The 6878-nt window shown below is 37.0% G+C and carries 7 protein-coding genes and 1 pseudogene; 2 read left to right on the forward strand and 6 right to left on the reverse strand.

Translation table 11 applies throughout. The features are described 5' to 3' along the window. Window positions 1-28 precede the first annotated feature (28 nt). Window positions 29-1357: an aromatic amino acid transport family protein gene (locus tag BT1A1_RS15435; protein WP_034772968.1), complete on the forward strand. Its 1329-nt coding sequence runs from the start codon at window positions 29-31 to the stop codon at window positions 1355-1357. 513 nt (window positions 1358-1870) lie between these two features. Here the strand turns inward: BT1A1_RS15435 and BT1A1_RS19530 are convergent. From BT1A1_RS19530 to BT1A1_RS18865, 6 genes are all read right to left on the reverse strand, one after another. Continuing rightward, a complete protein-coding gene (locus tag BT1A1_RS19530; protein ID WP_034772970.1) occupies window positions 1871-2812 on the reverse strand; it encodes a LysM peptidoglycan-binding domain-containing protein in 942 nt (313 codons plus the stop codon). 177 nt (window positions 2813-2989) lie between these two features. Further along, window positions 2990-4402, reverse strand: a complete 1413-nt coding sequence (locus BT1A1_RS15445; protein ID WP_034772972.1) for a GDSL-type esterase/lipase family protein — start codon at window positions 4400-4402, stop codon at window positions 2990-2992. 455 nt (window positions 4403-4857) lie between these two features. Beyond that, window positions 4858-5076, reverse strand: coding sequence for a hypothetical protein (locus BT1A1_RS15450; protein WP_034772974.1), 219 nt, complete (start codon window positions 5074-5076; stop codon window positions 4858-4860). 54 nt (window positions 5077-5130) lie between these two features. Then, a complete protein-coding gene (locus BT1A1_RS15455) occupies window positions 5131-5349 on the reverse strand; it encodes a hypothetical protein (protein ID WP_034772977.1) in 219 nt (72 codons plus the stop codon). 322 nt (window positions 5350-5671) lie between these two features. Further along, window positions 5672-5911: a putative holin-like toxin gene (locus BT1A1_RS19695; protein WP_041901849.1), complete on the reverse strand. Its 240-nt coding sequence runs from the start codon at window positions 5909-5911 to the stop codon at window positions 5672-5674. 116 nt (window positions 5912-6027) lie between these two features. Further along, entirely contained in the window at window positions 6028-6189 is a 162-nt protein-coding gene (locus tag BT1A1_RS18865) for a hypothetical protein (RefSeq protein WP_156103272.1), read from the reverse strand. Between the two features lie 522 nt (window positions 6190-6711). On the opposite strand from BT1A1_RS18865, the pseudogene BT1A1_RS18050 reads away from it, so the two are divergent. Next, a pseudogene (locus BT1A1_RS18050) lies at window positions 6712-6878 on the forward strand (transposase); the annotation flags it as partial.

The raw sequence follows: 6878 nt of genomic DNA on the forward strand, positions 1-6878 counted from the left end.
AATACTACCTCACAAGGAGGAAATGAAAATGAGTCAAAATGCAGCTAAAGTACAGGAATTTGAACATACTACAGAAGAACTTCATCAATATAAAGACCCGAATAAATGGCATATGCAAGATACCACTTGGGCAATGAGTCTTTTTGGAACAGCAATTGGGGCAGGTGTCCTCTTTTTACCAATTAATGCCGGAGCAGGAGGTATATTATCTTTACTTTTAATTACGGTACTGGCATTCCCTGTCATGTACTTTTCACACAGGGCGATGGCTAAAATGATCTACTCTTCTAAATCTGCCGGTGAGGGTATTACAGCAACAGTTAGGGAGTATTTTGGAACTAAAGCAAGTACAGCTTTTGATATCGTCTATTTCTTTTCGATTTATGCAATATTACTGATGTACGCAGTTTCTTTAACCAATACTGCAAGTAGTTTCATTGAGCATCAATTGAACATGCAAGCACCACCTAGAATTATACTATCACTTATTTTGGTGCTCGGTCTTATCTTTATCGTGAATTTTGGTCATGATGTTACGGTAAAAGTCATGAGCTGGCTTGTATATCCATTTATAGCCTGTCTTGTGTTCCTAGCTTTATATTTGATTCCACAATGGGATCTTTCAAATTTAAGTTTAGCTGGTAATTTTGCAAATGCCGATGGAGGAGCAGGCTTTGTTGACATTTTAAAAATATGTTGGTTTATTCTTCCAATTATTGTATTCTCGTTTAACCATTCTCCTATGATATCTACCTTTGTTATTAAACAACGGGAAACCTATGGAATGGAAAATGTTGACCGCAAATGTGCTCAGATTCAAAAGTTTTGTTATATCATGACGATTTTAGTTGTTTTGTTCTTTGTTTATAGTTGTGTTTTGAGTGTGACTTCTGGTGACCTTGCACTAGCAAAAGAAGAAAACTTACCAATCCTTTCATTTCTGGCTAATAAATATAGTATGCCTCTATTTGCAATGGCGGCTCCTATCGTTGCGATCGTTGCCATAACAAAGTCCTTCCTTGGTCACTATGTAGGGGCATATGAAGGTATGGAAGACATTATTAAAGAGTTTGCTAAATCTCGCGGAAAAAAATTAAATAATAAAACAGTAAAGAATATCATCATTGGCTTTATGATTGTGACTTGTTGGCTAGTTGCTTATGCAAACCCAAGTATTCTTGATCTCATTGATATGATTAATGCGCCACTAATTGCGCTAATTTTATTCCTATTACCAATGTATGCAATCTATAAAGTGCCTGCACTGGCTAAATACAGAAAAAATTATTTGAGCAACGCATTTGTTATTATTCTTGGCATACTAGTCGTTCTATCAAGTATTAAAGCATTCTTCTAATCGTGGTCCAGAGAGGCAAGTTCACTATTCCTGGTCCGCGGGGACAGTTTTGTGGTCCAGTGGTGGTCCAAAAAGAATATCACTACTGAAGTTTTGTGATGGTTTTCACTGAATGGGCTGAACGTAACCGGAGTGGTCCTTAAGCACGGATTCACTGTTCATAGTCAATGTTTGTAAAGGTATTCCACTTAATCGGGGTAGTTTTAAGCACGCGCCCACTACTCATACTCAATCTTTATGAAGGTGTTAGGCTAAAAGGATGTACTTAACCGAGATGTTTTTAAGCACAGGTTCACTGTTCATACTTAATGTTTGTGATAGTATTCACTAAATGTGGTTTATTTTAAACCGGACAAACAATAAATAAGATGTAAGTTGACTTAAAGCTACAATACTAAAAGACATAAATGACTCAACGTTCCAGTAAAATTGCCGTTAATTAAGATTCTAATAAATTAAACCCTGCAGACATACTTACCTGCAGGGTTTTTCTTCTTTCTTATTTTAGGATTTTTATTCTTGAATCGTAATATTGACGTTACGTACGCCCCAGTTTATCGCTTGCTCTCTGGTTGGGAAGTAAATGTCGATCTTATTCCCTTTAATCGCGCCGCCCGTATCTGCTGCAATGGCTTCCCCGTAGCCTTCTACATAAACTTTACTGCCAAGCGGTATTACTTTTGGATCAACGGAAATGACTTTCGCATTCGGGTTTTTATTTAAGTCAATTCCTGTTGCGGTAATTCCAGATCCACCCGCACTTTCAACTGTATACCCGGTCGAAGTGACAGTTATCGTTTTACCGGGTTGTGCTTCTTGTTGAGTTGTTACTTCTTCAGTTGCTGGCTCTTCACTTACTTCTGCAGGCTGTGCTGGTGTCGTTTGTTGTTCGGTTTGTTTTTGTGCAGGAGCGGGAACTTCCCCCTCACTTGGTTCCTCTGATGCCGGTTGTTCTGCAGCTGCCGGTTGCTCAGTAAGTTCTGTAGCCGGATTTTCTGCCGATTCATTCGAATTTTCTTTCGCCTGTTCATCCCCTGTTATAATTTGTCGTGCAGGCTGACTACTAGATTGTCCATTTGCACCTGACAAAGCTACTTCATCTGCATTTACCCCGGGGATCGTTAAAACTTGACCAATCAAGATTAAGTCGGATGTTAAGTGATTGGATTCTTTTAATTCATCTACGGTAATGCCATAGTGTTGTGCAATCGCCCAAAGTGATTCACCTTTGACGACAGTATGTACGAATTCCGTTTGCAACACTTGGCCAGGATGGATAGTGTAAGATTGTAAATTATTAAATTTTATTAGATTATTTACGGTTGTCTGATGTTCTCTTGCAAGATTCCAGAGATTGTCACCATTCTGCACGACAATTTCTTCTGCAGAAACAGCCGATGTCCATAGACCCGCACTAGCAATCGCTGCAGCAACGGTAACGACTAATTTTTTCATTTTGTAATTCCCTCCTTGTAGGCTACATATGAACTTTAACATAGAAATAGAGGGATTACAGTTACACATAAATTAAAAATGCGTTTCAAAGATTTAACATTTCATTAAAATGGATATAAGGTCCTTAAGAACGTACTACATAAATACTACTTTTGGATAGACATGCCCTTTTCAGCATTATTCAAAACCTTCCCGCTTAATTCTCCTGAAATACATAAGATAAGAAACGCCGGCTATGGTAATCGTGAACATACCAATTAGCAGGAATAGGCCATTATTTGTTGCTGTGTTTGGTAGTTTCAATCTCTGGTTATTTCCAGCCGTTTTTACGGTGTTCGTTGTATTTGCTTTGTTGTTCATTTGTTCAAGTTTCTCCCCTGTTGTGCCGCTATTACCGGAATTCAAATTTTCTCCTTGATTGCTGCCAGTGTTTTGACTGCCGTCCTTTTCATTATTTTGAGGTCCTGTTTGGTCGCCACCACTTCCTGTACCCGAATCACCCGGCTGTTCACCATTTTGACCGCCACCATTATCATCAATAGGATCAGATTTACCTATTTCCAGCCAAAACAGTTCATCGACTTTCACGTAAAGAATATTGGTGTTTTGATCAAAATAGAAATCACCTACCTTTCCATAATCGACTTTTGGGGATCCTTGTCCGACAAGTTGTTCCCCTTCGTATTCTTTAAGATCATAGCTTTTTTGCCAAACTAGATCTACTTTTTCATATACAACCCAGTTTTTGATATCTAGGTATTTATCTCTTGGGTGTCCTTTTTCATCGCTCGGTGTTCCCTCTCCAAATATCCAAACAATCGGTAAATTAGGGATGATAAAATTAGCAAACTGTCCTGCAATTGCTTGATAGCCTGCTTCTGTAGGATGAATGTCCGGATTTGGTAAGTATTCTTGGTATTTACCATTGAAAATCTCAAAAGTTGGTACAAAGGTCGCTCCGTTATAAAAAGCCACTGTGTCTATAACTTTATTTAATTCACCGATTAAATAGAGGACAGCATCCTGTATATTTGGTAAAAAGTGTAAGGCGTTGTAGTAACCCATTATATAAACTTGTGCATCCGGATTAATTTTTCTAATTTCTTTCAACGTTACATCAATATTGTCTCCAACTGTAATCATTGCAGCTTGAATCTGTTTCATTAATTCCGAGTCATTCGGGTTGAATTTCGTTACATCCCCAATTACCCCTAAAACATCATTTGCCCCTGCATCATAGGTAATAATGTCTGCTTGTTTTATAGCCTCTCTTACTTGCTGATATTTTGGGCTTTGTGGATTTATCAGGTCATCCAGCACATGAGTTGTTCTATATCCGCCAATCCCGAAGTTCTGCAAGTCAACTAAATAAGAGGAACCGCTTTCAATTCTCTCCTTAATGAATTCAGGATAACCCCTTCCTCTTGATTTGTCATTTAAATATCCCGCTGCCAAGGAATCCCCTAAAGCAACATAATTTAATATTGGCTTTTCAAAATTAGCAGCTAATGTTTGATGTGGTAAGACAAATGAAATAACCAAAAGAACAGACAAAATTGTAGTAATGAATTGTTTTATTCTTTTTTTCATGAACATATCCCCCAATGCCCTATTAAAAAATTAATCTTCTATATATGCAAATCAAAGTTGTTATAAAACAGTGGTCTTATGTTGAAAGCATCATCTACTGAGATAACGATTCTGGTGCTCTCCTTAATTATTGATTTGCCTTAAAAAAGATAAACAATACTTTCCATTCACTCCTTCTGTTTTTAGTTACACTATTTAATTTATTCTATGTTTTTCGTTAAAATCCTTTAGAAAAATAGGTTTTTTTGGGTGATTATTTCCGATAATTTCATCTAAAAATCTAATATACATAGGAATCAAAATTACTTAAAACTCCCCTTATAAATTAAAGTAACTCTTTACCTATTTCTAATTGCAATGTTTTCTGATAAAAATTTTAGCATTTTCAAAATAAAGTGTGTACAAGTGCCCAGTCATATGCAAGAAGCGGACAAGTTTCTGCATATAGGCAACTGTCAGCTTTGCAAATAATTGGGATTTTTGCATACATGCCTGTCTTTGTTGACAACATCGTCATTGTAGCTTTTTTTGCTTCGAGGCCGATCTCCGAATACCCCCATAAATTTTGATCCCGGCTTCAAATTCTCTCGATTCATAACAGCTTGCGATATTTCTTCTGCCGCAATATCCACCAGTTCTTCTAAAGAATCTAGTTCGCTCCGTTCATCGCTCATGCTCTCGCCTCCTTTTACGGTTAAATTAATAGGCTTTCGGCTCGAAATGCATAACTAATATCCTTTTCTTCTGACCCAAAAGATTCTTGAATGACTTGGACGCCCAGTACAGTAAAGTTCCGTTTGTATATCTTCAATTTCTTCAATATAAGCTTCTGTTTTTAATACGCCTTCTACAACAATTGCGTGTTGGTCTTCTGCTTCAACGAGCGTACGAGTAACGGTTAGCATTCCATTAATCGACATTGAACCATTAACAATGATCTCACCCATTTATTATCCTCCCTTCGCATTCTTTCCCTCTCTAATCTATTACTCATGAATAATTCGCTATTCTATACAAGCGTAAACAAACAAAAAACAGCCAAAATGCGGCTACTTTTAATAAAAATAGTTTGTGTATTATTTTCTATGTAAATTTGGTTGTAAAAATCACTTTTTAGTATATAATGAAAATAGAGATAAATATTAAAAAGGACGCTAATAAAACATTAGCGCCCAGGGTATACAACCACACTGCTAGAAGTACAGTGACCGTGTGTCGTTGGATCAGGAAAAAGCCCTACCCTTTAACACTGGCCGTGCAGGGGTGGTGTTATTTCTTTTTGTTGGAAAAAATAGCCACTAAAACCGATAAAAATGTTAGAACAAACATTCCGAAAGCTAACATCAAGTTTAGTGCTTCGTATGTTACCACCAGTGGCCACCTCCCCTCGAAGGAAGTTTTTAAAACACCACCTCCGTTCAAAGAAAGATCGCGGCCACTGCCCACCCTGCTATGTAGTTGTATGTCATTTATTTGTATGTCATTTATTTTAGACTTTTCATTATGCACGTCTATTTACTTTTTTATGATAACCTATTCGTTCTAATCTTCCTCGAATACCTAAGCGCTTTTCCCGATTCGTTCAGCAATGGCTTCTATGCCGTAGCCTTTGTGATAAAGATCAACTATCGTTTTTCAATTTCTTCCTCTGTGTACTTGATATTATTATTTAACCATACTGGCCTTGCTTTAATGCCAAGCACATTTAATCTTCGTTTTACGACCCCTTCTGTTTGGTTCAATGATTTAGCAATTTCCGGATACATAAATTGATAAGAGCAGACCATTCTAATTAATTCTAATCATCTTCTTTTGTCCACGGTTTGATTTTGTGACAGCTGATTTGATCGGCTCTTCGTTTTTCTTCTGCCCACTCCCAAAAATCCTCATATGCAATTACATATACTTTTTCTTTTACCGCAAACAGCTTCTGTTTGACTGGAAACCTATACCTTTGAATCCACAGTCGAATAGTAGACAAGACTTAATTGGCGAACAGTGATTCCGTCATAATATGTACGTGGATCGCCAAGTCCCAGCCCTGAAGAGTAAATATTTTTCGAGATAATTCCACCCAAACTTTGCCAAATATGTGATAATAAGGGTATGTAAAAAACCTAATATATTGGCATTTGGGGGGATTTTTTTATGGTAACGAGGAAAGAATAGCGAAAAAGGAAAAAGAGGTAAATTATTTATTCGAGTTGCTAAAAACGCAAAATCACTTTTTTTAAAATTTAAACAAATTGCTCAAAACTATTGATGATCCAAGGCACCAAAGCTATATTACCTATGACACGGAAGTCCTTTTGATGATGGTTATTTTGAAAAATGCATGCAACTTAAAAAGTATGCGCGAAATGACAAACGAATTTAATAAGGAAGAGTGCATTAAAAATTTGGGGAAATTGTTGGGGAATGAAGATTTGGAAGAACTGCCCCATTATGACACAATCAATGATTTTTTGGCACGAGT

Origin of the sequence: Caldibacillus thermoamylovorans, from assembly GCF_000751775.1 — a bacterium.
Lineage (GTDB): Bacteria > Bacillota > Bacilli > Bacillales > Caldibacillaceae > Caldifermentibacillus > Caldifermentibacillus hisashii.